The organism is Clostridium paraputrificum AGR2156 (assembly GCF_000424025.1).
GTDB classification, from domain to species: Bacteria; Bacillota; Clostridia; order Clostridiales; family Clostridiaceae; genus Clostridium; species Clostridium paraputrificum.
This window is the reverse complement of the sequence record NZ_AUJC01000009.1, coordinates 140,040-162,506: the sequence shown is the minus strand read 5'-3', so window position 1 is coordinate 162,506 and position 22,467 is coordinate 140,040. Positions and strand designations below refer to the sequence as shown.

20 protein-coding genes and 1 pseudogene are annotated in these 22,467 nt (G+C 29.3%); 18 read left to right on the top strand and 3 right to left on the bottom strand.

Going from position 1 to position 22,467, the window contains the following annotated elements:
- The first annotated feature begins 5 nt into the window (after positions 1 to 5).
- Positions 6 to 491, top strand: coding sequence for an LURP-one-related/scramblase family protein (locus G594_RS0110930; RefSeq protein ID WP_027098623.1), 486 nt, complete (start codon positions 6 to 8; stop codon positions 489 to 491).
- A gap of 32 nt (positions 492 to 523) precedes the next feature.
- Here the strand turns inward: G594_RS0110930 and G594_RS0110925 are convergent, their stop codons facing one another.
- Positions 524 to 1,867 (bottom strand): YjiH family protein, encoded by a 1,344-nt coding sequence (locus tag G594_RS0110925; RefSeq protein ID WP_034866476.1) that lies wholly within the window; start codon positions 1,865 to 1,867, stop codon positions 524 to 526.
- Between the two features lie 222 nt (positions 1,868 to 2,089).
- On the opposite strand from G594_RS0110925, the gene G594_RS0110920 reads away from it, so the two are divergent.
- The 3 genes from G594_RS0110920 to G594_RS0110910 all read left to right on the top strand — a co-directional run bounded on the left by G594_RS0110920 (position 2,090) and on the right by G594_RS0110910 (position 5,451).
- Entirely contained in the window at positions 2,090 to 2,950 is an 861-nt protein-coding gene (locus G594_RS0110920) for a Cof-type HAD-IIB family hydrolase (protein WP_027098621.1), read from the top strand.
- A 109-nt stretch (positions 2,951 to 3,059) separates the two neighbouring features.
- Complete coding sequence (locus G594_RS0110915) at positions 3,060 to 3,902, top strand: YitT family protein (protein ID WP_027098620.1); 843 nt, start codon at positions 3,060 to 3,062, stop codon at positions 3,900 to 3,902.
- A gap of 136 nt (positions 3,903 to 4,038) precedes the next feature.
- The gene (locus G594_RS0110910; protein WP_027098619.1) at positions 4,039 to 5,451 is read left to right on the top strand and encodes a glycoside hydrolase family 1 protein; all 1,413 of its coding nucleotides are present in this window, start codon (positions 4,039 to 4,041) and stop codon (positions 5,449 to 5,451) included.
- 244 nt (positions 5,452 to 5,695) lie between these two features.
- Here G594_RS0110910 and G594_RS19920 read toward each other — a convergent pair.
- A pseudogene (locus tag G594_RS19920) lies at positions 5,696 to 6,102 on the bottom strand (secondary thiamine-phosphate synthase enzyme YjbQ).
- A gap of 70 nt (positions 6,103 to 6,172) precedes the next feature.
- Between G594_RS19920 and G594_RS0110900 the strand changes: the two are divergent.
- The 11 genes from G594_RS0110900 (at position 6,173) to G594_RS0110850 (ending at position 17,309) form a co-directional block, all read left to right on the top strand.
- Complete coding sequence (locus G594_RS0110900) at positions 6,173 to 7,249, top strand: AI-2E family transporter (protein WP_027098618.1); 1,077 nt, start codon at positions 6,173 to 6,175, stop codon at positions 7,247 to 7,249.
- Positions 7,250 to 7,290: 41 nt separating this feature from the next.
- Positions 7,291 to 8,100 (top strand): glutamate 5-kinase, encoded by an 810-nt coding sequence (gene proB / locus G594_RS0110895; RefSeq protein ID WP_027098617.1) that lies wholly within the window; start codon positions 7,291 to 7,293, stop codon positions 8,098 to 8,100.
- A 16-nt stretch (positions 8,101 to 8,116) separates the two neighbouring features.
- Positions 8,117 to 9,361 carry a glutamate-5-semialdehyde dehydrogenase gene (locus tag G594_RS0110890; protein WP_027098616.1) on the top strand — a complete coding sequence of 415 codons (1,245 nt, stop codon included), beginning with the start codon at positions 8,117 to 8,119 and terminating at the stop codon, positions 9,359 to 9,361.
- 86 nt (positions 9,362 to 9,447) lie between these two features.
- Complete coding sequence (locus G594_RS0110885; RefSeq protein ID WP_027098615.1) at positions 9,448 to 9,891, top strand: GNAT family N-acetyltransferase; 444 nt, start codon at positions 9,448 to 9,450, stop codon at positions 9,889 to 9,891.
- Between the two features lie 106 nt (positions 9,892 to 9,997).
- Positions 9,998 to 10,831 (top strand): helix-turn-helix domain-containing protein, encoded by an 834-nt coding sequence (locus tag G594_RS0110880; protein WP_027098614.1) that lies wholly within the window; start codon positions 9,998 to 10,000, stop codon positions 10,829 to 10,831.
- Between the two features lie 158 nt (positions 10,832 to 10,989).
- A complete protein-coding gene (locus tag G594_RS0110875) occupies positions 10,990 to 11,649 on the top strand; it encodes an MtnX-like HAD-IB family phosphatase (RefSeq protein WP_034866474.1) in 660 nt (219 codons plus the stop codon).
- Positions 11,649 to 12,710, top strand: a complete 1,062-nt coding sequence (locus G594_RS0110870) for an iron-containing alcohol dehydrogenase family protein (RefSeq protein ID WP_034866472.1) — start codon at positions 11,649 to 11,651, stop codon at positions 12,708 to 12,710. Before G594_RS0110875 ends, G594_RS0110870 begins: the two co-directional genes overlap by 1 nt.
- Before the next feature lie 167 nt (positions 12,711 to 12,877).
- Entirely contained in the window at positions 12,878 to 13,105 is a 228-nt protein-coding gene (locus tag G594_RS0110865; protein WP_027098611.1) for a FeoA family protein, read from the top strand.
- A gap of 8 nt (positions 13,106 to 13,113) precedes the next feature.
- On the top strand, positions 13,114 to 15,237 hold the full coding sequence (gene feoB, locus G594_RS0110860; RefSeq protein WP_027098610.1) for a ferrous iron transport protein B: 2,124 nt from the start codon (positions 13,114 to 13,116) through the stop codon (positions 15,235 to 15,237).
- 142 nt (positions 15,238 to 15,379) lie between these two features.
- Positions 15,380 to 16,207, top strand: a complete 828-nt coding sequence (locus G594_RS0110855; RefSeq protein WP_027098609.1) for a polysaccharide deacetylase family protein — start codon at positions 15,380 to 15,382, stop codon at positions 16,205 to 16,207.
- 19 nt (positions 16,208 to 16,226) lie between these two features.
- Complete coding sequence (locus G594_RS0110850; RefSeq protein WP_027098608.1) at positions 16,227 to 17,309, top strand: alpha/beta hydrolase; 1,083 nt, start codon at positions 16,227 to 16,229, stop codon at positions 17,307 to 17,309.
- 29 nt (positions 17,310 to 17,338) lie between these two features.
- Here the strand turns inward: G594_RS0110850 and treR are convergent, their stop codons facing one another.
- A complete protein-coding gene (gene treR / locus G594_RS0110845) occupies positions 17,339 to 18,070 on the bottom strand; it encodes a trehalose operon repressor (RefSeq protein WP_027098607.1) in 732 nt (243 codons plus the stop codon).
- A gap of 276 nt (positions 18,071 to 18,346) precedes the next feature.
- Here treR and treB point away from each other — a divergent pair, with 276 nt between their 5' ends.
- The 3 genes from treB (at position 18,347) to G594_RS0110830 (ending at position 22,456) form a co-directional block, all read left to right on the top strand.
- On the top strand, positions 18,347 to 19,747 hold the full coding sequence (gene treB, locus G594_RS0110840) for a PTS trehalose transporter subunit IIBC (RefSeq protein ID WP_027098606.1): 1,401 nt from the start codon (positions 18,347 to 18,349) through the stop codon (positions 19,745 to 19,747).
- Positions 19,748 to 19,784: 37 nt separating this feature from the next.
- Positions 19,785 to 21,452 (top strand): alpha,alpha-phosphotrehalase, encoded by a 1,668-nt coding sequence (locus tag G594_RS0110835; protein ID WP_027098605.1) that lies wholly within the window; start codon positions 19,785 to 19,787, stop codon positions 21,450 to 21,452.
- A 227-nt stretch (positions 21,453 to 21,679) separates the two neighbouring features.
- A complete protein-coding gene (locus tag G594_RS0110830; protein WP_027098604.1) occupies positions 21,680 to 22,456 on the top strand; it encodes an SDR family NAD(P)-dependent oxidoreductase in 777 nt (258 codons plus the stop codon).
- Positions 22,457 to 22,467: the final 11 nt, after the last annotated feature.

Below are 22,467 nucleotides of genomic sequence, written 5' to 3'. Positions count from 1 at the left end.
AAGGTATGGGGTGTAATTATTATATTATGGATCCTACTTATAAAAATAAAAGTAGATATAATATAAAAGATGATAGTGGAAAGAGTTTATTTTATTACTGTGTTAGTGATGATGATAATAATAAATTTGAGTTATTCGATTTAGAAAATAATGAATTAATACTTACTACATGTTGTGTTAATGATTTTGAATCCCCTAAATATAGTGTATCTGATGATAAAGAAAGAAAAATTTTTAATATATTTAAAAGTTTTTACTTTACAAGTATGAATATAAGAGGGATATTTGGAGATTTTACAGTAAGTAAAACAGTAACAGATAAGAGAAGTTTTGAATTACTAAAGAATGGATTAGTCATAGCTAATATAGATGAAAAAAATAAGTTTACCGATAATCACCTTAGTATAAGAATTAATAAGGATGAATTTGCATTAGTAGCACTGGTAGTGTATTTACTTGTAGATATTAATGGATTATTTGATAAATATTAAAATAAGCCAAGTTTTACTTGGCTTATTTCTATTTAAAAGATTATGTTTGCTATTAATGTAATAATAGGTAGGGTAACTAAAGTTCTTTGAATAAAGATTATTATTAAGTCTTTTAAGTTAACAGGTATCTTGGAACCTAGTAATAAGCCTCCTACTTCTGACATGTATATCAGTTGAGTTACAGATGTTGCAGCTATTATAAATCTAGTCATTTCACTTTCTATTGAAGAAGCTAAAACTGATGGGATAAACATATCAGCAAATCCAACTACTAATGTTTGAGAAGCTTGTACGGCTTCAGGAATTCTTAGTAATTCTAAAAGAGGAATAAAAGGCATACCAAGAAGTTGGAAGAATGTTGTATACTCAGCAATCATAACTGCAATTCCACCCATAGCCATAACAACAGGTAAAACACCTATCCACATATCTAAAACATTTTTAAATCCATCTAATAAAATTTTAGTTATACTAGCATTTTCTTCAGCCTTGTTTAATGCACTATGTAATCCCCATGAGAATGTAGTGTATCCTTCTGGAATTAAATCGAAATCCTCTTTTTTTGCACTTCCATCAATGTATGTATCTGGTTTTCTTGAAAGAGGAGGTATTCTAGATATAATTATTGCCGCTATAATACCAGCTAAAGTAACTGTTATGTAAAAAGGAACAAACATGTGAGATAGCCCAACTTGAGATATAACCATTAAGCTAAAAGTTATAGATACTGCAGAAAAAGAAGTACCTATTATTGCTGCTTCCTTTTTAGTATAAAATCCTTCTTCATATTGCTTACTTGTTAAAAGAATTCCTATTGTTCCATCTCCTAACCATGAAGTAATACAGTCTATGGATGATCTTCCAGGTAATTTAAATATAGGCCTCATTATTTTTGTAAATAATGCACCAACAAATTCTAATAATCCATGATTAAGTAGAAGTGGAAGAAATAAACCTGCAAATAAGAATATTGATGTTAATACTGGTAGTAAATCAAATAAAATCATAGAACCAGTACTTTCAGACCATATAAATTCAGGTCCGATTTTAGAATAGGACATTATAGCAAGTATCATTCCAGTTATTCTAGCAAAAAGCCAGATTGGTGAAACAGAAAAAAGTTCATTTAAAACTTTATTTTTAGGTTTTATAAATTTTACTAAAATACTTCCTAAAGCTGAGATTGAAATAAGTAATACAGCAATTAAAGGAAGAATATCACCAATTAAATTAACTGTATAGTTAGAAAGAAATGCTACTGGTATAGTAACTTCACCGCCTATATTTATAGGGGTCATAAAAAGTAATATACCTATAATAGAAGGAATAAAAAATTTTAAAAAAGATGAAATTTTTATATTTGAATTTTTATTCATTTTTGTCTCCTTTAAGTTTATAATTATGCAATGATTATATTTTATTATACTTTTTATAAAAAAGATAGTATAAATAATCAAAAAAGTTTAATAATTATGTAGAAATATTAAAGAAATTAAGAATTAATTATCGAAAAGATGTAGTGAAAGTATTAAATAATAGTACTAGACAGCATCTGATATAATATTAAAGGAATGCTAATGAAAATGGAGGATATGAAGTTGATAAAGGTAATAGCGTCAGATATGGATGGAACATTATTAAATTCTCAGCACGATATAACAGAAGAAAATGTAAAGGCTATATTAAAATCTAAAGAATTAGGAATACACTTTATTATAGCAACAGGAAGAATGTATGATAGTGTAAAACCTTTCATGGATAAGTACGGAATAAAGTGTGAGTATATTCTTATGAATGGTGCAGAGTTTAGAGATGAAAATGGTGAAATTGTTGAAAGTATAAGTATGAATAAAGGAAAAATAAAAGATATACTAGATATTCTTCGCAAAGAAAATTTAATAGTTGAATTATATACTGGTGATGGTTCCTATACTATAAATACAAAAGAAGAAGCTTTAAAAGAAATGGTTTATAGAGTTCAGAATTTTGAAAAGGTTCAAGATTATGATAAGGCCTTAGAAATAGCAAAGAATCATGATCATTTTAAGAGCCTTAAATATATAGATGATATTGATAAATTTATAGAAAGTGATATAGAAGTAAGAAAAATAATAACCTTTAGTAATGATATAGAGATTATTAAAAGAACTAAGAGTGAATTAAGTGATATTGGAGGATTAGCCGTATTATCATCTTTTATAACGAACATTGAAATAACAGATGAAAGAGCTCAAAAAGGTTACATATTAAAAAAAGTTACCGAAAAGATGGGAGTAAAAAATGAAGAAGTTATAGCTTTTGGAGATAGTTTCAATGATTATTCATTGTTTACTGAGTTTAAGAAAGCATATGCTATGGAAAATGCTATTCCAGAGATAAAAGAGATTGCAAAAAATATAACAGATACTAATGATAATAGTGGAGTAGCAAAAGCCATATATAAAGAATTAGGAATTTAGAAATATTTAATTCTTATATTAAAAAATTAAATTGTTATATACTAATTTATAAGATGGAGACTATTGTGTTAATATATATTGTAGATAAATACATAATAGGGGGAACAAGATGAAGAAGGTAAAAGAGTACACAATTATAACATTTGGAGTATTATTAGTGGTAGCTTCATTTATATTTTTCTTTTTTCCTAATAATATAGCATGTGGTGGAGTATCAGGGTTAGCTTTAGTGTTACATGATATAACTGGAATAGAGTCAGGAATTATTATGTTTGTTGCAAATGTAATATTATTTGGTGTTGCATTTATATTTATTGGTGGAGAATTTGGTATAAAGAGTATTTATGCTGCCTTTGGTCTTTCAGCAATACTTTCAATAACTGAAAAATCAGGAATATCATTTGCATTAACAAATAACTTAGTGCTTGCAACTATTTTTGGTAGTGCATTATTAGCTATGGGAACAGCTATAATGTTTACTCAGGATGCATCCACAGGTGGAACTAGTATAATTGCTAAGTTACTAAGTAAGTATTTTCATATTGGATATGGTATGGGGCAGCTTATATCTGATTCCATAGTAATATTACTTGCTATGTATACATTTGGGATGGAGTTAGGGCTATTTGGGTTATTAAGTGTTTACCTAATTGGTACATTAATAGATAAATTTATAGATGGTTTTAATTCTTGTAAACAAGTACTTATTTTTACTCAAAAAGAACAAACAGTTGTAGAGTATATCAATAAAGATGTAGATAGAGGTTGTACTGTATTTAAAGGAAAGGGTGGATATACAGGAAGAGAAAATACTATTATATTGACCATTTTAAGTAGAAGACAATTTATACAATTAAAACAATTTATAAAGAAAGAAGATCCAGAAGCATTTATAACAGTTAATGCTACAACTGAAGTTTTAGGAAAGGGATTTATGAATTTAGTAGAATAAATAAAAGCTTGCTTTGTTAGCAAGCTTTTTTTTATAAAAAAACTGTTTGGGTACAGAGTTAGGAAATAGATATGTAAATCAGATTAAACATGAATTAGAATGAAAGCATAAAGGGAAAAACTAGGAGGTATAAAATATGTATCATAAAGTTGAGAATAAGTTTCCAAAGAATTTTTTATGGGGGGCATCTACATCAGCCTATCAAGTAGAAGGTGCTTATAATAAAGACGGAAAAGGAGCATCAGTGCAGGATACTAAGGTGTTACCAGAAGGAACAGCTGATTTTAAGGTATCAAGTGACCATTATCACCACTATAAAGAAGATATAGCACTATTTGCAGAAATGGGCTTTAAAACTTATAGATTTTCAATATCATGGACAAGAATTATTCCAAATGGAACCGGGGAAGTTAATGAAAAGGGTATAGAATTTTATAATAATTTAATTGATGAGCTTAAGAAGTATAATATAGAGCCATTAGTAACAATGTATCATTTTGATTTACCAGATGTACTGCAACAAAGAGGTGGATGGTCTAATAGAGAGACAGTAGATGCTTTTGTGGAATATGCAAGGGTAATATTTGAGAATTTTGGAGATAGGGTTAAGTATTGGCTAACAATAAATGAACAAAATATGATGATTTTACATGGAGCAGCAATAGGTACAGTAAATGAAGGGTGCGAAGATATACAAAAGGAATTATATCAACAAAATCATCATATGATGCTTGCGCAAGCTATGACTATGAAACTATGTCATAAAATGGTTGAAGATGGTAAGATAGGACCTGCACCAAATATAAGTGCTATATATCCGGCATCACCAAAACCAGAAGATGTACTAGCCGCTCAAAACTTTAATGCAATAAGAAACTGGCTATACTTAGATATGGCTGTATATGGAAGATACAATGCAATAGCATGGAGCTATATGAAGGAAAAGGGAATTGAACCTAAAATAGAAGATGGAGATATGGAAATATTGAAGGGGGGAGACCCTGACTTCATAGCATTTAATTACTATAGTACAGCTACAGTTAAAGAAAGCAAAATTGATGATTCAGAAGGTAAGTTTATCGGTGGAGATCAGCAAATTGCTACAGGAGATTTAGGGGTATTTAATGGAGCGCACAATGATTTCTTAGAGAAAACTGAATTTGGATGGGAGATAGATCCAGTAGGATTTAGAACAACATTAAGAGAGATATATGGAAGATACAACTTACCATTAATAGTAACTGAAAATGGTTTAGGAGCTTATGATAACTTAGAAGATGGTGATACTATAAACGATGATTATAGAATTGATTATTTAAGAAAGCATATAGAGCAAGCAAAACTTGCTATAACTGATGGTGTAGAGTTGTTAGGTTATTGTCCATGGTCTGCTATAGATTTAATTAGCACACACCAAGGCTTTAAAAAGAGATATGGTTTTATATATGTAAATAGAGATGAGTTTGATTTAAAGGATTTAAGAAGAATAAGGAAGAAAAGCTTTTTCTGGTATAAAAATGTAATTAAATCAAATGGAGAAGAAATATAGAACTGTATGGGTACAATGTTTAGATTTTGAGGTTTATATTGAAAAATATATATATTAAAATTTAAATAAAGATAGCTAAATTAAGCCATCAAGCTAAAGTTATTTAAAGAAAGAAACTTGCCGATATTAATTAACTTTTTATAACTTTAGACTCATGAAATAATACTATCCCCAGTATTATTCTGTATTAAAATTTCTATTAATATTAAGAGGAGTTTAGGTAATTATCTAAACTCCTTTTAGTTTAGTCTAAAATTATTTTCACATAAAGCTTACGCTTTCTTGAACCATCATATTCACAAAAGTAAACATCTTGACAAGATCCTAAGATTAATTCGCCATTACTTAAGATTAAATATTGAGAAGCACCAATAGCTAATAATTTTAAGTGGGTATGAGAATTTCCTTCAAAGTGTTTATAATTTTTATTAATAGTAGGATAAGCTTTTTCAAATCCATAAATTAAATCTCTAACTACATCAGAATCAGTATTTTCATTTATTGTTATCCCTGCCGTAGTATGAGGACAAAATACTATAACTATACCACGCTTATTTAACTTTCCTTAATATCTTTTCTTATTAACTTTATTATTTTAATCATATCTTGTCTATTAGAAATTGTAAGATCATGAACAAATAAGTTTTTCATATAAATACCTCATAAATAGAATTTTTAATTATTTTGTGGATAAACTAACCATAATAAAGGAGAGTTTATTATGGATAAAAAGAAAGTTATTAACAATTTAATTATAGCTAATTTAACAATATTTTTGTTATATATGTTGGGTAAATTTAGCATAATACATGAATTTTTAGAGGTTATATTATTGGTAATAGTAGCACCTATAATATTTGGGGTATTTCTTTTTTATATTCTAAAACCATTGAATGATATATTTGTAAAAAAGGGAATGAAAACTTCAAAGGCGGCCTTATTAACATTATCAATAACAGCATTTATATTAGCAGCTGTTATTAGATACTTTGGAGAATACCTTGTAGTTCAGTTAGTACAACTTAAATCATTAATACTAACCTATATAGATAGAAATCAAATAGCTGAATTTACTAATGAGGTTATAAATGATGATAGTATACAATCATCAATAAGTTCATTATGCACTGGAATAATAAATTATATTTCATTATTAGTTACAAATGCTAAAGATATATTTGATAAAGGAATGATGTTATTTTCTAATGTGTTATTAACTATATTAATTACATTCTTTTTATTAAGAGACGGTCATAATTTTAAAAATATTGTTTTAAAATATTGCCCAGAAAAATATAAAGATACTGTTGAAAAATTATTACCTAAATGTGATGATGTTCTATCTACATATATAATAGGTCAGGCTATAGTAGCATTATCTTTAGCCACTATGGTTTTCATTGGTTATGTAATAATAGGTATGCCTAGTGCATTATTATTAGCATTTACTACATTCATACTAGCTTTTATTCCATTTGTAGGATTTTTTATTTCTATGATAATCCCATATATAGTTGCAACAATAATAGGGTTTAACATGTTGATAAAATTAACATTGTTATTTATAATAGCTCAAACATTGAAGGGAAGAGTAGTTGTTCCATTTATAATGGGAAAAACAATGAATATACATCCAATTACTGATATATTTTTAGTAGTAGGAGGAGCAGCAATAGGAGGACCATTAGTTGCATTTTGTATAGTACCAATATATTCTTTATTAAAATTAATAATAAAGACTTTTATAGAAAGTAAGGATGTAAAGATCCCTTTTATTGATAAGATAAAAAAGGTATAGTAATATAAATATTATAAATAAGATATTAAGGGGATGTAGAAATGGGCTTTCGTAAACAATTAAAAGAAGTAAAAAGGGTAGTAGTTAAAGTAGGAACTTCAACGCTAACTTATGAAAATGGAAATATTAATCTGACAAGAATTGAAAAATTAACAAGAATACTATCTGATATGATAAATTCAGGTAATGAAGTTGTACTTGTTACATCTGGTGCAATTGGAGTTGGAGTAAGCAAATTAAAGTTAAAAGAAAAGCCCAAAACTATAAGAGAAAAACAAGCAGTAGCAGCTGTAGGACAATGTGAATTAATGCATATATATAGTAAGTTCTTTGGAGAATATAGCCATGTTGTAGGACAGGTTTTACTTACTAGAGATGTTGTTGAGGATGACCATATAAGAGAAAATGTATGCAACACATTTGAAACTTTGCTAGAAAATGGAATAATTCCGATAGTAAATGAAAATGATACTGTTTCTATAGATGAAATTGAAAATATAGTTAGATTTGGTGATAATGATAATTTATCTGCAATAGTTGCAAGTTTAGTAAAAGCAGATCTTTTAGTTATATTATCTGATATAGATGGATTTTATGATTCAGACCCAAGAAGCAATAAAGAGGCAAAAATGCTAGAAGTAGTAGAAGAAGTTACTCCTGAATTAGAAGAATGTGCTGGTGGGGCTGGGTCTAACTTAGGAACTGGAGGAATGATTACTAAGTTAATGGCAGCGAAAGTGTCTGCAGATGCTGGAGTTAATATGGTATTAGCGAATGGAAGTAATCCTAATATATTACTAGATATATTGGCAGGTAAAAATGTTGGTACTTTATTTTTAGGAAAAAAATAATATAAGGGGGCAAAGAATGGGTAAATTAATTTTAAAAGGACAAAGAGCAAAAGAAGCATCATATGAACTTATGAATGCAACTACAACACAAAAGAATGAAGCTTTACTTAAGATGGCTGAAAAGTTGCTAGAAAATAAGGATAATATCTTAAGAGAAAATAAGAAGGATTTAGAAAAAGCTATTGAAAAAGGTACTACTAAAGCTATGTTAGATAGACTAAAGCTAGATGAAAAAAGATTAGCTGATATGGCAGATGGATTAAGACAAGTAGTATCATTAGCAGATCCAGTTGGAGAAGTTACTTCAATGTGGAGGAGGCCAAATGGATTACAAATAGGTAAACAAAGAGTTCCTATGGGGGTAATAGGGATTATATATGAGGCTAGACCTAATGTTACTTGTGATGCAGCAGGTTTATGTTTAAAGACTGGTAATGCAGTTATATTAAGAGGTGGAAGTGAAGCTATAAATTCTAATATGGCAATAGTTAAAGCTTTAGTGGAAGGGATAAAGGAAGCTGGGCTTCCAGAGTATTCATTACAGTTAGTAGAAGATACAAGTAGAGAAGTTGCTACAGAAATGATGAGATTAAATGAATATATAGATGTGCTTATACCAAGAGGAGGTGCAGGTCTTATACAAGCTGTAGTAAAGAGTGCCACAGTACCAGTTATTGAAACTGGAACAGGAAACTGTCATGTTTATGTTGATTGTGATGCAGATTTAGAAATGGCTAAAAATATAGTTATAAATGCAAAGACTAGTAGACCTGCTGTTTGTAATGCAGAAGAAAAGCTTTTAGTAAGTGAAAAGGTTGCTGATAAATTTATACCTATGATTATTAATGTATTAAGAGAAAAGAACGTAAAAGTGATAGGTGATGAAAAGGTTAGAAATATAATAGAAGATGTTGAGGCAGCAACTGAAGAAGATTGGGGAAAAGAATATCTTGATTATATTATTGGAGTTAAGGTAGTTAAAGATGTGGATGAAGCTATTTCACACATAAATAAGTATGGTTCTGGACATTCAGAAGCAATAATTACTAAGAGCTATGATAATTCTCAAAGATTTTTACAAAGAGTAGACGCTGCTGCTGTATATGTTAATGCATCAACAAGATTTACTGATGGAAGTGAGTTTGGGTTTGGAGCTGAAATTGGAATAAGTACTCAAAAGCTACATGCTAGAGGGCCAATGGGATTAACTGAATTAACAACTACAAAGTATATTATTTATGGTAATGGACAAATAAGATAAATTTTAAGAAGCTACTAAGGTGGCTTCTTATATTTATATGTTTTTTTAAATATGAATATAAGGTAGATAGAGGAGAATATATAAGTATGAACTGGAAGATAAAAAGCTTTTATGATTTAACATTAGATGAATTATATGAAATTTGTAAAGTAAGGTATGAAGTGTTTGTGTGTGGACAGAAAATTTATCAAGAGAATGATTTTGATGATGTTGATAAAAAGGTATTTCATATATTTTTAGAAGATGAAGGGAAGATAGTTGCTTATGCTAGATTAATTCCTAGTGGAATAACATATGATACTGCAGCTATAGGAAGAGTTTTAGTATTAAATGAATATAGAAGAAAAGGCATTGCATCCGAATTAATGAAGAGAAGTATTGAATTTATACAGAAGGAATTAAAAGAGAATAAGATCACTTTATCTGCTCAGTTATACGCTAAAGAGCTTTATGAAAAAGTAGGTTTTAAAGTGATTTCTGATGTATATGAAGAAGTTGATATACCTCACGTAAAAATGATTTTAGAATAAATCTGTTGAAAATACACAGGTGCAACTGGTAGTTGACAAAAAGAAAATGCTAGTTGGTAGAGGTTTGTATGAAAAATTTTTATAATTTTTCATGGAGGTGAGGAAAATGCAAATAAGTGAAAAGTTGCAATTATTAAGAAGTAAAACCGGAATGTCTCAAGAAGAATTGGCAGAAAGATTAGGGATATCAAGACAATCAATTTCAAAGTGGGAGTCTGGACAATCAGTACCAGATTTAAAGAAATTAATAATATTATCAGAAATATATAATGTTACTATTGATAGTTTAGTTAAAGATGGTGATGAGTATGATATGTTACAAGAAACAGATGATAAGGATTCAAAGGTTAATATAATAGACAATGATACTAAATCAACTCAAGTTATTATAAATCTTCACGGAGGAAGATTAGAATATGAATATAAGAGCAAAAGGACATTACTTGGCTTACCGCTTATTCATATTAATATAGGCAAAGGATTTAAGAAAGCCAAAGGAATAGTTGCTATAGGAAATATATCATATGGAATTGTATCAGCAGGTATTATTTCTTTAGGAGTATTAAGCTTTGGTTGTATGTCTATAGGTATAATTAGTCTAGCAGCTATATCAATAGCATTACTTTTAGCTATTGGGGCTATATCTATAGGAGTTTTCTCTGTTGGAGCTATATCTATTGGAATATTTTCACTTGGTGCACTATCTATAGGGAAATACTCAATTGGGGCAGCAGCTATAGCAACAGATGTAGCTATAGGAGATTATGCAAAAGGAACCGTAGCTATAGGTAATACTACTGAAGGATTAACAAAAATTCCATTAGATACTTCTATAGAAGATATTAAGAAAGTAATAAAAGAGCAATATCCGAGCTTAAGTAATTGGATTATTAAATATATTGAGTTCTTTGTTAAATATACTAAATTTGGAGTTAAATAAATTACAGTTATAGGTTAGTTATTTTTTAAGTAGCTAACCTTTTTTATAATCTTCAAAACATCTTTTATTAGATATTTAAGTTATAATGAATATACAAACTAGTATAAAGAGAGATAACTAAGGAAAACTAAGATAAACAGCTTAGGAGGTCATAGATTATGGAGCATAAGAAGTTTGCTTTTATATCAGATTTTGATGGGACGTTAACTCATAAAGATTTTTATCAAATGATAATAGATGAATACTTAGGTGAAGAGGGAAAAGAGTTATACAAAGCATGGCGTAAGAGTAAATATAAAGATAAGGATTTTTTACATAAGATTTATAGTTCAATTAATAGAGATGAAGATGAAATATTAGAAGACATATTAAAAATTGAATGGGATAAAAATGCAGATAAAGTAATTCAAAAGATAAGAGAAGCTGGTGGAGATTTTATTATTTTAAGTGCAGGAACTAGTTATTATATAGATAGATTACTTAAGAAAAAAGGGCTGTCAAATATTAAAGTTTATTCTAATCCAGGGGAATATAAGGATAGAGGTATTCATTTAAAGATAGATAAAAACAATCCATATTATTCTGAGGTGTATGGAATAGATAAAGGAAAAGTTGTTGCGGATTTAAAACATAAATATTCATATGTTTATTATGCTGGAGATAGTGCACCAGATATTCCACCATGTAAGTTAGCAGATATATGCTTTGCAAAGGGAAATCTTCAAGGAATGTTGCAAGAAGAATGTGTGAATTTCATACCTATGAGTGATTATAGTGATATAGAAAAAAGTTTGATTGAAAAGAGGGTAATAGAATAATGAAGGTAAAGTCACATAGTATTTCTATACCAGCTTTCTTAAAGGTTGGGAGAGGTACTTTAGGATATTTGGGTAAATTTTTAAGTGAAAATAATTTTAATAGAGTGTGTATATTTTTTGGTAATGGTCTTATTGAATTGTTTGGAAATATGGTATTTGAGTCATTAGAAAAAGAAGATATAGAGCTTTTGCATCATGAAGAACTAGATACTACCGATATTGAGGATATTACAAGACTAGCCTTTTCAATATCTAATAATACAGATGCAGTTATAGGTATTGGAGGAGGAAAGGTAATTGATGTGGCAAAGTATGTTGGTTTCCTAAGAAAAATACCATTTATAAGTGTACCAACATCATCATCTAGTGATGGTTTTTCAAGTTCTAGTGCATCATTACTTGTAGATGGTAAGAGGACCTCAGTGCCAGCAAGGTTAGCTTATGGAATAGTAGTTGATTTAGATGTAATAAAAAGTGCACCCGAAAAATTTATTTATTCAGGAATAGGTGATTTGATTTCTAAGATAACAGCTTTATATGATTGGATTTATGAAGCTGATAAAGGTGTAGGTGAATTAGATGATTTTGCATTAATGATAGCTAAAAAGGCAGTAAATAGTTTTATTAGAACTCCATTTGAATCTATAAAAGATGACTTGTTTTTAAAAGAGTTAGTAGATTCCCTTGCTATGAGTGGAATAGCCAATGAGATAGCTGGAAATAGTTCTCCAACTAGTGGTAGTGAGCATTTAATTTCTCATGCTTTAGATAAGATATTAGATGAGCCACAACTTCATGGAGTACAGGTTGGAATTGCTACATATATTATGAGTAAAGTTCAAGAACATAGATATAAAAGGGTTAATGAAGTATTAACTACTACAGGATTTTGGGATTATGTAAAAACATTGAAAATTAAAAGAGAAGATTTTGAAAATGCCATTGATATTGCACCAAGCATAAAACCCAATAGACATACATTTATTCATGAAGAAGAATATAGAAAAGAGGCAAAAGAACTATTATATAAAGATGAAATTTTAAATTCTATTTTTGAATAAGAAAGAGGTTGGTAAATTTAAGTACCAACCTCTTTCTTATAATTAATCGTAATATAAAAATTTATGATGATAAAAGACACAATATATATTAATCTGTCATAGTTTAAGAATAGGGATAAATATATAAATAAGTCTATATCTAAAATTAAACGAAGGGAGAAAATATTATGAATCTAGTAAATGCAGATTTAGCTTCAACTGTTAAGGTTGTAGGTATAGATGCGGAGGGAGAACTTAGGAGAAGATTTTTTGATTTGGGGATAATTGAGGGAACCGAAATAGATGTCATGTATAGAGGACCATTTGGTGACCCAACAGCTTATCTAATAAGAGGAACCTTAATAGCATTAAGGGGAGAAGATAGTGAAAAGATTCAGGTAGTAAGTTATAAGTAGGAGGAGACATGGGCTTAAGTAAAAATTCAACAGGTATTGGAGTTCTATCAGGAGAAAATAGAAAAGCTAGTGGTGATTATAAGTACAGAATAGGGCTGGCTGGTAATCCTAATGTAGGTAAAAGTACAGTTTTTAATGCATTAACAGGTTTAAATCAACACACAGGAAACTGGCCTGGGAAGACTGTAGAGAATGCTGAAGGTATATTCCAAGTTAATGGAGAAAAAATTAAGGTGGTAGATTTACCAGGAACTTATTCGTTGTTATCTAATTCTGAAGAAGAAGAGATTGCAAGGGATTATATATGTTTTGAAAATCCTGATTTAGTTGTAGTGGTAGCAGATGCTACATCTTTAGAAAGAAACTTAAATTTATTTTATCAGATATCTGAAATAACAGAAAAGGTTATACTTTGTGTTAATTTAATAGATGAGGCTAAAAAACAAGGCATATCAATTGATGAAAGAAAATTAGCTACGGAGCTTAATACTTGTGTTGTTGTTACAGCAGCTAGGCAAAATGAAGGAATAGATGAACTAAAGAAGAAAGTATTAGAAGAAATAAATAAGAAAAGAGATACTTATTCTCTTGTGAAGTATAAAGAAACAATTGAAGAAGCAATAGAAAATATACAAGCTGTTCTATCTAATAATGAAAATTTGTCTAATGATAAGAAAAAGTTAAGGTGGGCATCTGTTAGGTTATTAGAGAATAATGAGGGGATAGTATGCTCATTAGTTAAAAAGTTTAATATTAGCAATAATTCTATAGATAAAGTGAACAAAATAAGAAAAGAGGTAAACATTGAAAAGTCTATAGAAGATGAGATAGTAGAAACATTAGTTAGGGATGCAGAAGAAGTTGCAAAGGATGTAGTAAAGAAAAAAGATAAATATAATGAATTCCATAAGAAGGTAGATAAATTACTTGTATCTAAGGTTACTGGAATTCCTATAATGATACTTTTACTATTAATAGTTCTTTGGATTACCATAACTCTTGCAAATTATCCATCACAATTATTATCAAACATGTTTGGGAATATTGAGGTTTGGTTAAGGGGAGTACTTGTAGATAGTTTTATACCTGCATGGATTAGTAGTGTTTTGATGGATGGAATATATGTTACTTTAGCCTGGGTAATATCTGTTATGTTACCTCCAATGGCTATATTTTTCCCTATGTTTACCTTACTTGAAGACTTAGGATATTTACCAAGAATAGCTTTTAACTTAGACAAATGTTTTAAAAAGTGCTGTTCTTGTGGTAAACAGGCCCTAACTATGTGTATGGGTTTAGGATGTAATGCGGCTGGGGTAATAGGATGTAGAATAATTAATTCTCCAAGAGAAAGATTAATAGCTATATTAACTAATGTTTTTATGCCTTGTAATGGAAGGTTTCCTACTTTGATAACAATAGCTTCTTTATTTATAGGTGGTTCTGTAATTGGTGGCTTTACAGGTAGTCTTGTATCTGCGTTAGCTGTAACAGCAGTTATAATAGTGGGTGTATTTATGACACTTATAACATCTAAGATTTTATCAAAGACTGTTTTAAAAGGAGTACCATCAAACTTTATATTAGAGTTACCTCCATATAGAAGACCTCAAATAGGTAAGGTTCTTGTTAGATCATTATTAGATAGAACATTATATGTACTTGGACGAGCTGTGGCAGTAGCAGCACCTGCTGGTATAGTTATATGGGTTTTTGCTAACGTCCCTGTAGGAGAAGTAAGCTTATTAGCTTATTGTGCAGATTTTCTACAACCATTTGCTAATGCAATAGGATTAGATGGTTACATTTTAATGGCATTTATATTAGGATTACCTGCAAATGAAATAGTTATGCCTATAATTATAATGAGCTATATGAGAGCGACTACAATGTTAGAGTTTGATAGTATGATTGCGTTAAAAGAGTTATTAGTTGCTAATGGATGGACACTGTTAACAGCTATTAATATGATGATTATTTGTCTTATGCACTATCCTTGTGGAACAACATTATGGACAATCAAGAAGGAAACAAAGAGTTGGAAATGGACTATACTATCATTCCTAATTCCAACTATAGCAGGAATAGTAGTTTGTTTTATAACAACTCAACTTTGGAGATTAATAGTTTAGCAAAATGAAGCTGTTTCTTTATTTAAGAAGCAGCTTTTTTGAAAAAATAAAATTTGTTTAAACAAATTTTTTGATTTTTATTGACTATGTTTTTCCTTTATATTAATATTTGATTAAAATAGAAGAAGAGGGGATTGAAACTATGAAGACTATTTATATTTGCTTCCCAGGAGGGAAATTTAAAGCATTAACAATGAGTTATGATGATGGAAGAGAAGCTGATAAAAGACTTATAAAATTATTTAATAAGCATGGAATTAAAGGAACATTCCATTTAAATGCAGGTCTAATAGATATTGATAATCAAGTGCCTAATGATAAGTATGGGTATAGGATTCCAAGAGGTGAAATAGTAGATGTTTATACAGGTCATGAAGTATCAGCTCATACTATGACACATCCAACTGTAGCAAGGTGCCCTATGCCACACGTAGTAAATGAAGTTGTAGAAGATAGAAGAGGGCTTGAGGAGATAGTAAGATATCCTGTAAGGGGAATGTCATACCCTAATGGGTCATATAGTGAAGAAATTAAGAATATGTTACCTCATGTTGGTATAGAATATTCTAGAGTAGTTGAGGAAACGAGAAGTTTTGAATTACCTACAGATTTATATGAATGGAAAGCAACATGTCATCACAATAATGGATTATTAGAATTAACAGATGAATTCATTGAGTTAAATAGAAGTCAATTACTATACCTATTTTATGTTTGGGGACATAGTTATGAATTCAATAGAGATGATAATTGGGAGCTTATAGAAGAGTTCTGTGAGAAGATAGGCAATAGAGATGATATTTGGTATGCTACAAATATTGAAATTGTAGACTATATGAATGCATTTAAAAATTTAAGATTTTCAATGGATAGTTCATTTGTTTATAATCCTTCAATACAAACAGTATGGATAAGTGTTAATGGAGAGATATATGAGATTAAAGGCGGCGAACAAGTGGATTTAACATAATATTTGAGAGGAAGCATAAATGAAAAATACTAATTATAAAAATTTAGTAAATATATTATCAAATAATGGGAATATAGTTAATACTGATGATATAGATATTTTAATTAAGAGTATCCCAGATTCAAGTAAAGAAGGGGTACTGGACCCAAGGGTATACAATGAAAAGTTAAAACCAAAAAGGAGATACATTATTCCTAATCAATATATTTTTGATGGAGTACCTGTAGGGGAAATGAGGTTAGGAATGGGATGGCCGAATATTGATATTTCAAAAGATGTTGTAGCGAGAACAAAAAGTATTGACTTAGGAGATAGAAATATTGATATTAGAATATATTCACCAGTAACACATTATAGAAATATGAAATGTATGATATTTATACATGGAGGGGGCTTTTTTGGTGGCGATGTAGATGTTGTAGAGAATCCATGTAAATTAATTGCTGATAAAGCTAACGCAGTAGTTATTTCTATAAATTATAGATTAGCACCTGAAAATCCATTCCCATGTGGTCTAGATGATTGTTTTGATGTATTGATGTACGTATATAATAATCCAGGTGAATTTAATATAGATAAAAACAAGATTGCAATCTCAGGAGATAGTGCTGGTGGTAATATTGCGACGGTTTGCTCAATTAGAGATAGAAATTTAAAAACCAATATGATTAAATATGTAGCGTTATTATATCCTGTAGTTACCTTATCAGATAAAGAAGATTCATATTATAGTTGGGATATAGATAAGTATGATATACGTAGTGATAATAAGCTTATGGAAAGAACAATAAGGAGTTTAGAAAATACTATGGATATAATTAAGAAGTTATATTTACAGGGTAAAGTTAGCGAGGATAATGTTGAGGTATCTCCATTATTAAGTAATCTGAGAGGTTTACCGGAGACTTTGGTTATTACTGCTGAATATGATTTTCTAAGAGTTCAAGGAGAAGCTTATTTAAAGAAGTTAATTGATTCTGGAGTAAAAGCTAAGGGAATAAGATATAAAGGTATGGATCATGCATTTATAGATAAATGTGGATATTATCCTCAAGCTGAAGACTGTATAAATGAAATAGTTAAAGATATGAATACTATGTAAACCCCAGGCTTAATAAGCCTGAGGTTTTGTTATATATTTGTTTTATACCTTTTAGAATCAGACTCAACGAATATGAATTTATCAGGTCTATGCCTAGACTCTGTATATTCAAAGAGTTTTCCTGCATCGGTATAGACATAATTCCTTATAACAGCCACACAATCATAGGAACCAAGGTCTAAAAATCTTTTATCTAGTTCAGTAGATTTTTCAACAACAATTACTTTTCTTGAGGTTAGTATTTTAGTACTAAGTTTAGATTCTATATATTCATAAATGGAATCCTGAGCTATTTCAACAGTAAGGTCTTTAACTACATCAATGTCAAAGTAGTTTATATCAAGAATCATAGCCTCGTTGTCAACATATCTAATTCTATGTAGATGATAAACTTCCGTACCTTCCTTTAAAGATGTTTTTTTAGATAATTCTTCATCAATTAAAATTTTGGAAAAGTGTGCAACACTAGTAGTAAAAGTTTTATTATCTCTTCTACTTTGTTCTTTTAAACCAGACAGACTACTTATGGAAAATTCTATAGAGTTATGGTTTTCTAAAATAATAACACCTTTTCCTTTAACGCTTTTAACTAATCCTTCTCTACTTAATTCATCAATTGCACGACGAACGGTATTACGGCTACAAGAGAATTCTTTTATTAATTCCATTTCTGTAGGTAACATCATTGAATCTTTATATACATCATTTTTAATATCTTTTCTTAGTTTTTCATAGATGCTTTTAAACTTTACTTGTGCCAAAGAAATGCCTCCTTAAAACTTTATATTAATATTATACTTTATCTCATTAAAAATTTGAATGAATATGTTTAAACAAAAACAAAACATATACAAATATCCTTAAAACAAAGAGTTGTTTAAACAACGTTTTAAAGAAATAAAAATGAAAAATGCGTTGGGAATACAAGGTTTAGCGCTTGGTATTAAAATTTGTTTAAACAAATTTTAAAAAAACTATTGACAGGTTGTTCAATAGATATTACTATGTAAAGGTAAACATTGAGAGGAGGAATTAAAATGGCTAAGGTTAATTCACAAAATGTAAGTAAAATTATTGAATATGTTGGTGGTAAAGAAAATATTAATATGTTAACACACTGTGTAACTAGATTAAGATTTGTTTTAAATGATGAATCAAAGGTTGACGTTAAACAATTAGAGGAAATTGATATAGTAAAAGGGTGTTTTAATTCAAATGGTCAATTTCAAGTAATTATTGGACAAGGAGCTGTAAATTTAGCTTACGATGAAGTGATTAAACAAACTGGAGTTAAGGAAGCTACTAAATCCGATTTGAAATCGATTCAAGAAGAAAAATTAAATCCACTTCAGAGGCTAGTAAAGGTATTATCTGATGTATTTATTCCGATATTACCTGCTATTATTACAGCGGGTTTATTATTAGGTGTTAATAATGTTTTAACTGGACCTGGAATATTCTTTGAAAAACCATTAGTACAAGTATATACAGGAATTGCAGATATAGCGGATCTTATAAATATGATAGCAAGTACAGCATTCTCATTCTTACCAGTATTAGTAGGATGGTCTGCAGTAAAAAGATTTGGTGGAAATCCATTATTAGGTATAGTTTTAGGTCTAGTTATGGTTAATCCAGCATTAATGAATGCATATCAAATTGGACAAACTGAACCAGAGGTTTGGAATATTTTTGGATTAACAATAGATAAAATAGGATATCAAGCTCAAGTATTACCTGTTTTAGCATCGTCATTTATTCTAGCTAAATTAGAAATTAAGTTAAAGAAGCTAGTACCGGACTCATTGCAATTAATTTTAGTTGCTCCAATTGCATTATTAGTAACTTCTTTCTTAACATTCTTAATAGTAGGACCAATAACATATGGTATTGCAAGTAAGTTAACAGGAAGCGTTGTTTGGTTATTTAAGACTTATCCAATATTAGCTGGATTAATAGTTGGTGGTACATTTGAACTTATGGTTATAACAGGAATGCATCATGCATTTATAGCAGTTAACTTAGAGTTAATAGCAAGTACAGGAACAACATTCTTATTCCCTGTTATAGCATTATCATGTTTAGCGCAAGGTTCTTCGTGTCTAGCTATGTCAATATTAGCAAAGAACAAGAAGGAGAAATCTATGGCATTAACTGCTATGGGATCAGCGTACTTAGGTGTAACAGAGCCAGCAATATTTGGTGTTAACTTAAGAGCTAAGTTCCCATTTGTATGTGCGCTTATAGGTACAGGATTATCGGGAATGATTATTATGATGAATGGAGTTGAAGCATTCTCACTTGGTGTATCTGGATTATTATCATTCTTATCAGTTCCAAGAGAATTTTGGGGACCTCAATTTATGGCAATGGCAGTAGCTGGTTTAGTACCATTAGTATTAACACTAGTAGTTGGAAGAGCTAAAGGGAAAAAGTAATAAATGTAGATTAATTATAGTAAAAGGAGTACTTAAAATGAATAATTGGTGGAAAAAGGCTACGGTTTATCAAATATATCCAAGAAGCTTTAATGATAGTAATGGAGATGGTATAGGAGATATTAGAGGTATAACTGAGAAATTAGATTACTTATCTAATTTAGGTGTAGACTTATTGTGGATTACTCCTATATATGTTTCCCCTCAAAGAGATAATGGATATGATATATCAGATTATTATAATATAGAACCTCAATATGGAACTATGGAAGATTTTGAAGAATTACTTAGTGAGGCTCATAACAGAAACATAAAAATAATGTTAGATATGGTATTAAACCATACATCTACGGAACATGAGTGGTTCAAAAAGGCTAGAGAAAATAAAGATAATAAGTATAGAGATTATTATTTCTGGAAAGATGTAAAGAAAGATGGAAGTGTTCCTAATAATTGGATATCGAGATTTAGTGGACCAGCTTGGAAGTTAGATGAGAAAACTAATCAATACTACCTTCATTTATTTGAAGAAACTCAGGCTGATTTAAATTGGGAAAATGAAGAAGTTAGAGAAGAATGTTATAAGATTTTAGAGTTCTGGGCGAATAAGGGAGTTGATGGATTCAGATTAGATGTAGTTAATTTGTTATCTAAAACACCTGGTTTACCAGATGATCCAATAGTTGGGCCTAAAGGTGATGGGAGAACCCACTATGCAGATGGTCCAAGAATTCATGAATATATACATAATATGAATAAAAAGGTTTTTGGACCTAAAAACTTAGTTACTGTAGGAGAAATGTCTTCAACTAATGCGGCTGAATGTATTAAGTATACTAGAGAAGATAGAGAAGAATTAAGCATGGTATTTAGTTTTCATCATATGAAGACAGACTATAAGGATGGAGTTAAGTGGACTAATGAGATGTTTGATTTAGCAAAACTAAAGAAAGCACAATCAGAGTTTCAAGTAGAGATGGACAAGGGTAAAGGATGGAATGCACTATTCTATACAAACCATGATCAACCAAGAGCGGTATCAAGATTTGGTGATGATAGGTTTTTTAGACAAGAGAGTGCTAAGATGCTTGCTATAACACTATTTGGTCTACAGGGAACTACTTATATATACCAAGGCGAGGAACTTGCTATGACAAATGCATATTTTACATCTATTGATCAGTATGATGATGCTGAATCTAAAGGTGCATATTATGATATGCTAAGCAATGGCATTGATGAAAAGGAAGCGTTACTAATATTACAACAAAAATCTAGAGATAATGCTAGAACACCAATGCAATGGAATAATGAATTAAATAAAGGATTTACTACTGGTACTCCATGGTTAAGAATTAATAATGATGATATAACTGCGGAAAATGAATTAAAAGATGATAGATCTATATTCTATACATATAAAAGATTAATTCAATATAGAAAGGATTATGATATCTTTGTAGATGGTAGCTATAATATAATTAATGAGGACAATGAACATTTATATGTATATGAAAGAAAATTAGATGATGAGAGAGTACTTGTTATTAGTAATTTTAGTAATAAGAATGTAGAGTGGAATTTACCAAAGGAATATATAGATAAAGATAACTATATAATTTTAGAGACTAATTATACAAGAAAAGAAATATTAGAAAAAATGGAGTTAAAACCATACGAAAGCATTTTAGTTTATTATAAATAAAAGTATAGAAATTAAAGAGTATATATTAATATTGAAGTAAATTAAGTTTCTTTATATTAAGGAAGGCTATCTAGATATAAGATAGTCTTCCTTTTTTAAAAGAATAAATCTAATAAAAGAATATATATTCTTTAAAAATATAAATTATATTTTTAAAATAAATTTTTTTATTAATGTAATTCTTCAATGATATAATTGGATTAACGTTTAAATATGAGGTGGTTGTGATGAAAAATAAATTCACACTAATAACTGGTGGAAGTGAAGGGATTGGTTTTGAGTTAGCAAAGTTATTTGCTAAGGATAATAATAATATTTTTTTAGTTGCTAGGAGCAATGATAAGCTAAATAAAGCAAAAGAATATTTAAAAAAGAATTATAATGTGGAGGTTATTACGATTAGTTTAGATTTATCAGTGGATAACTCGTGTGAAAAACTATTTAAATTTGTGGAAGAAAATAATTTAGTTGTGGATAACTTAATAAATAATGCTGGAATAGGTTCATTTGGTTTTTTTTATGAAGAAGATAATGGATTTGAAGAGAAGATTATAGATTTGAACATAACTTCCTTAACAAAGATAACAAAATATTTCTTAAGACAAATGATTAAAAGAAAAAGTGGTGGCATATTAAATGTAGCATCCACAGCAGCTTTTGTTGGAGGCCCTAAGATGGCTCTTTATTATGCAACAAAATCCTATGTATTAACTTTAACTGAAGCAATTCATGATGAAGTAAAAGAATATGGAATTAAAGTGAGCTGTTTATGTCCAGGTCCAGTTAAAACATCATTTCAAAATAAAGCTGGAATAAAGAAATCAGAAAGTGCCAAAAAGTATTTAATGACAGCAGAGGATGTTGCAAGGATTGGTTATGCTAATTATAAAAAAGGAAAAACAATAATTGTACCAGGGATTAACAATAAAGTTTTGGTTATAGTAAACAAACTTATTCCTAGAGCATTAAGTAGAAAAGTGGTCTTAAAAAGCAATAAGTATTAGGGGGAAGGAAT

Excerpts from the sequence above, each read along its gene's own strand:
- G594_RS0110930 (WP_027098623.1), top strand. The coding sequence starts at position 6 with ATGGGGTGTAATTATTATATTATGGATCCTACTTATAAAAATAAAAGT.
- G594_RS0110925 (WP_034866476.1), bottom strand. The coding sequence starts at position 1,867 with ATGAATAAAAATTCAAATATAAAAATTTCATCTTTTTTAAAATTTTTT.
- G594_RS0110915 (WP_027098620.1), top strand. The coding sequence starts at position 3,060 with ATGAAGAAGGTAAAAGAGTACACAATTATAACATTTGGAGTATTATTA.
- G594_RS0110910 (WP_027098619.1), top strand. The coding sequence starts at position 4,039 with ATGTATCATAAAGTTGAGAATAAGTTTCCAAAGAATTTTTTATGGGGG.
- G594_RS0110900 (WP_027098618.1), top strand. The coding sequence starts at position 6,173 with ATGGATAAAAAGAAAGTTATTAACAATTTAATTATAGCTAATTTAACA.
- proB (WP_027098617.1), top strand. The coding sequence starts at position 7,291 with ATGGGCTTTCGTAAACAATTAAAAGAAGTAAAAAGGGTAGTAGTTAAA.
- G594_RS0110890 (WP_027098616.1), top strand. The coding sequence starts at position 8,117 with ATGGGTAAATTAATTTTAAAAGGACAAAGAGCAAAAGAAGCATCATAT.
- G594_RS0110885 (WP_027098615.1), top strand. The coding sequence starts at position 9,448 with ATGAACTGGAAGATAAAAAGCTTTTATGATTTAACATTAGATGAATTA.
- G594_RS0110880 (WP_027098614.1), top strand. The coding sequence starts at position 9,998 with ATGCAAATAAGTGAAAAGTTGCAATTATTAAGAAGTAAAACCGGAATG.
- G594_RS0110875 (WP_034866474.1), top strand. The coding sequence starts at position 10,990 with ATGGAGCATAAGAAGTTTGCTTTTATATCAGATTTTGATGGGACGTTA.
- G594_RS0110870 (WP_034866472.1), top strand. The coding sequence starts at position 11,649 with ATGAAGGTAAAGTCACATAGTATTTCTATACCAGCTTTCTTAAAGGTT.
- G594_RS0110865 (WP_027098611.1), top strand. The coding sequence starts at position 12,878 with ATGAATCTAGTAAATGCAGATTTAGCTTCAACTGTTAAGGTTGTAGGT.
- feoB (WP_027098610.1), top strand. The coding sequence starts at position 13,114 with ATGGGCTTAAGTAAAAATTCAACAGGTATTGGAGTTCTATCAGGAGAA.
- G594_RS0110855 (WP_027098609.1), top strand. The coding sequence starts at position 15,380 with ATGAAGACTATTTATATTTGCTTCCCAGGAGGGAAATTTAAAGCATTA.
- G594_RS0110850 (WP_027098608.1), top strand. The coding sequence starts at position 16,227 with ATGAAAAATACTAATTATAAAAATTTAGTAAATATATTATCAAATAAT.
- treB (WP_027098606.1), top strand. The coding sequence starts at position 18,347 with ATGGCTAAGGTTAATTCACAAAATGTAAGTAAAATTATTGAATATGTT.
- G594_RS0110835 (WP_027098605.1), top strand. The coding sequence starts at position 19,785 with ATGAATAATTGGTGGAAAAAGGCTACGGTTTATCAAATATATCCAAGA.
- G594_RS0110830 (WP_027098604.1), top strand. The coding sequence starts at position 21,680 with ATGAAAAATAAATTCACACTAATAACTGGTGGAAGTGAAGGGATTGGT.